Source organism: uncultured Acetobacterium sp., assembly GCF_927416815.1.
Taxonomy (GTDB): domain Bacteria; phylum Bacillota; class Clostridia; order Eubacteriales; family Eubacteriaceae; genus Acetobacterium.
In genome coordinates this window covers 1-4,438 of sequence record NZ_CAKMJU010000147.1, presented here as the reverse complement: position 1 = coordinate 4,438, position 4,438 = coordinate 1, and the positions used below count along the sequence as shown (strand labels likewise).

Annotated in this window: 4 protein-coding genes; 1 reads left to right on the top strand and 3 read right to left on the bottom strand. The window is 43.8% G+C overall.

Annotated features, from left to right (window positions below; translation table 11 throughout):
* The coding region (locus QZ998_RS16815) for a transposase (RefSeq protein WP_296562070.1) at nucleotides 1-539 on the top strand (539 nt) is incomplete at its 5' end.
* A 396-nt stretch (nucleotides 540-935) separates the two neighbouring features.
* On the opposite strand, the gene QZ998_RS16810 is transcribed toward QZ998_RS16815, so the two are convergent.
* Genes QZ998_RS16810 through QZ998_RS16800 form a run of 3 tightly spaced genes read right to left on the bottom strand, consistent with a single transcriptional unit; the run spans nucleotide 936 to nucleotide 4,335 of the window.
* Entirely contained in the window at nucleotides 936-2,399 is a 1,464-nt protein-coding gene (locus QZ998_RS16810) for an alkaline phosphatase family protein (protein ID WP_296562068.1), read from the bottom strand.
* Nucleotides 2,400-2,407: 8 nt separating this feature from the next.
* Entirely contained in the window at nucleotides 2,408-3,757 is a 1,350-nt protein-coding gene (locus QZ998_RS16805) for an FMN-binding protein (protein WP_296562066.1), read from the bottom strand.
* A 38-nt stretch (nucleotides 3,758-3,795) separates the two neighbouring features.
* Nucleotides 3,796-4,335, bottom strand: a complete 540-nt coding sequence (locus QZ998_RS16800; protein ID WP_296562065.1) for a hypothetical protein — start codon at nucleotides 4,333-4,335, stop codon at nucleotides 3,796-3,798.
* Nucleotides 4,336-4,438 lie beyond the last annotated feature (103 nt).

Below are 4,438 nucleotides of genomic sequence, written 5' to 3'. Positions count from 1 at the left end.
GCAAATCCGATCTTGAAGATCTTATCCTTTGTCTTTCCTTGCCCTACGCAGAAAAAATAAATCTGATCTTAACTGTTCCGTCTTTTAAAAACATCTTTTCAGCGATTACCATTATCTCTGAAATCGGTGCTGATATGGACGTGTTCCCGACAGCTAAGCATTTATGCTCCTGGGCAGGGCTGACACCCACGAATAACGAAAGTGCCGGAAAGAAAAAGTCTGTCAGGATTTCAAGAGCCGGTTGCTATTTAAAACCGCTTCTGGTTCAATGTGCAACCGCCGTTGTCAAAAGCGAAAAGCATCCTGAAATCCGTAACCGCTACTTAAAAATTAAAAAACGTCGTGGCCATAAACGGGCCATTATTGCCATTGCCCGGATGCTTTTGACCGCTATTTATATGATCCTGAAAAAGAACGAACCATACAATGCTGAGTTGTATAAAAAATCGGATGTTCTCCCAGTAAGCCGTGAAATCACGGTTGAACAGGCGATTGCCTTAGCTAAATCCCAAGGGTACCAGATTCTGACCGGTACCTGATCGTTCTACCAATACTTTTTTTTGACCATCACTTGATGGTTTGTTTGCTATGCTCAGAATTTGGTTTGCTTAATACTAGAGATGTTTCAGACTTACACTTCACTTTCATCGATATAAACCGATTCCTAAGCTTTATCATCATAGCTTAATTTCTAATTGTTCCTTATCAACGAACTCTGCTTAAAACAGTTCTTTGATTAATAATCACTCCGCTAACAGGTGCTTAACTAACTGATATAAAAAAACATCTTTATGCCGCTTTATTTTACCATGACTGAAGAAATAAATCTTCATCAATATTGATTAATCTATACGAATCTTGCTATCAACGGATTTACGAGAAGTTTAATTTTCAAACCTTCTTATTAGAAAAATGTACAATCTGTGCCCTCTCTTTTATGATGCCGGTAGGGTTTTAATCACGACATAAGGCACCAGCATATCTTCGTAGCAGATCCTGCCATGGGTCCCCCCTGAACTGGTAGGATGGAGACCGTGGTCGGCGGTAATAATGACCGTTCCCTTAAATTCTCGGGTCAATTCCAAAACCATCCGATCCACCCGATAAATCTGCTCCATTGCCTCCTGAGAATATGGACCATAGGTGGTCGCATCATCATCGATGCTGTGAAAATGCGTGAAGATCAGTTGATTTTTCTCTGCAATCGCCTTTTGGGTATTCTTAAAAACATGGCTATCCTGATCGCCCTCGTTAACCGAAAGGACCGGCTCGATGGAAGTATTGAGCATTTTTTTGTCACCTTCAATGTAGGCCACTCTTTTACCCCGAGACAGGGCTCTCTCAAAAATATCCGTTCCCTTAAAATCCATGACTTCCCGGTTTGTAATCCCATTGCTGCTGGGCAGGGTTCCGGTAATCATCGCCGCCAGTCCCACCGGAGAAATCGGCGGATAGACAGATAAGGCCTGCTGGGCGGTCAAACTGGATAAAAAAGGCGCTTTTCCCTGCTCACCTGCCATTTTTAGCATCCCCCAACCCAAACCGTCTAACTCAATGACCATCACATCATTTCCTTTGTCAAGCTGATGGATAGTATCCGAAGCCACATCCGTAATTGAAACCCGGGGTGGATCTGCTAAAACACCGGCAACATCATCAATGGTTGTGAGATCCGAAGCGGTATAACTGATGCTCGTTTCGCTGATTTCAAAATAGCTCTTATCGCTTTTTTTATCGAATTTGATGCTGCCATCCCGTCCAAACACTGCAAATTCGGTCTGGTAGTTAAGAAGTTCCTCCGGCAAAATCTGTTTGTGGGTCGTATACACGGTAACGGTTCTGCCACTTAATTCAGACTGACCTTCAAAAACTCGTTTTTCGGTAAAGCCATCAAGAAAAAGATTCCCGGCACTTGTTTGTCGATATCCCTGTTGGTCATCAATTCCGATAGCCTCTTTATCGTCTTCCAAATCAGTGGAAATAACAATAATGGTACTCAGGTTTTTTATCTGACTGGAGATGGGATGGAGGGTATTGATCAGTTCCCAGTCATAGCGACTTGAATAACTCAGATGACAACCACTAAGATCAGTGCCACTTATTTTGGAGGACAAGCCATCCTCGCCAATTAACAGCAGATCATAGCTATTTGACCTGGGGCCTGCTTCGTCAATCACCTGTTTTAAGGCAATGGCAGTGTAATTTTTTTCATCTCGGGTAACCCGCATGATGAGATATCCCATCATCGAATTGACAGTCAGCGGGGTCTCTACATCCCCGCTGATCTTAAAGTTTTCAGGGTACTCGCCGCCCAATCCCTGATAATCACATCCCGAAAGAATAACCATTAGCAGAATCAAAAGAACGACGATCTGAATTTTTCTAACGTGGGTTTTCATCCCATCACCTACTGAAGTGGCTTAATAAAGAGCAGTCCTTTTACCGATGCCGCTTCCGGTGTTTCAAAAACGGTGTCAACACCACTCTCAGAAAGGGTGAAAATTCCTGATTTTAAATCTTGCAGAGAAATCTCTGCTTCATAGCCATCCGAACCGATTAGCTTGTACTTGGCAGCTTCTGCTATTTTTAGCTCCTGAAAGATTTTTTCAATGGCGACTCCAGTGCGACCATTGATGGTGGTGGTCCCATATTTTTGCTCGGCGTTAGAAACACTTAAAATCAAATCTTCGCCCAGTTTATTATAAAGCACCTCCTTCATCCGCATCCCTTCGGGAAGATCCGGGCCGATAAACATTGGTGCATCTTCTCCGGTCGTTTTAATATACTGATTTTTATAAAGATCATAGGTCTCCGTTCTGGCCCAACCATCCATTCCTGCTACCTCCACTGTATCGGTCTTGAGACCGCCAGTTTTTTCCAGCAGCTGGCTGGTTGGAACGGCCTGATCAATGGCATCATAATACTTATAGTCTTCAGGTGTGCACAGCAGCAGAGCTGTTTCCATCATCGCCAGGTTTTTAGTTTCCACTTGTGTTACCAAACCTTTAAGCTCAATTTTATTGAGGAATTTCACCCAATACATGGCCCGTTCATCTGGCACCACGGTTCGTAGATCCGTAGCGGCACCATTAATTTCGTAAGCAATAATCACATCCCGAATGGCCAAAACATCGCGGGGGATTTCAATAGCGTAACCATCCGTGGCATTTAATACAATGGCATCAAAGTTCTTTTGCGATGCCCCATATTGGGCCAGAATGTCCTCTAATCTGACGCCGATTCCGGTGGTGGGGGTTTGGGTCCCGCTGGCATCCACAGCCACAGCATCGAAGGACACTGGGGTCATGGCCTTGATTTTATCGCCAGTAATAATTTGTTCTTGTTCTAGACCGGTAATCACCACTTCCTGACCGTCGGTTTTCTTATCCGCGGATGCATAGCCTAGCTTTAGGGGGTCAGCTCCGGCGTCGGTCACACATTGAGCCACTGCACCAATAATGCCGCGGCTGGTCAGAGTCGCCCCTGAGACAGCATCCACATCCAGACGTTGTTTGTTTATAATGATTTCCGGCATCCCATCGACCGCTTTGGTTGCATAGTCAAGATCATCCTTGTGTGAAACCACTTGTACCGATTCAATCTTATTTTCTAAAAAGGTTACTTCTACCTTGATGGGACCATTTTTCCCTTGAGCCGACCCCACATAACTACCTGCTTCATAACGAATACCACCGGTACAGCCTGCTAACATAAGCACTATCAGACAAGCAAGCACCCCTATATAAGCCTTTTTCATTTTTCCCTCTCTTTCTCTTATCAAGCACTCTTCTTATATTAGTTAATTTTTATTTCTTTTAAGAACTTTGTCCAGTTTTGTTTAAAGCTTTCATTCTTGGCAACGATAAAAAAACAATCCTGATTCTCAAAGGTCAAGTTTTGACCGTCCATTGCAAAGGTCAAGAACAGTTTTTCCGAATCTTCCAAATCAGCTTTGCTGTAGACCTTTGAAAAACCATCCTGGGAGATACAGGTAATCTGATTAACCGTGCTTATATCCACACCGGCTTCGGTTAGAATATCCTTTAAGAGAATTCCCACATGGACATTGGTGGTTGGCTCTTCACCACTTTTCCCCTGGGTCGTTTCAAATGCCACTAGTGGCACACCCGACATCAATTGGTCATCAATCAACCATTGCTCACCCGCAGCGGTAAAAACGCGCACCTGGGCAGTTCCCGAAAATGATGTCTCATCTTGGGATAATTTCACTCCCGTTCCACTGCATCCCACTGCCAGAAATAGTACCATCATCATGGCGAAAAGCAGACTTATGTTCTTTTTCATTTTTATAACCATTCCTTTCGCTTCGCTCAAGGCACAAAACGTCGTGAAACATCTTGCCTTTAAGCATCATTCTAATTATTCTATAGCCATAGGGATAACTGTGAACTACAAATCACGTGGAGGTGAGTAGGCC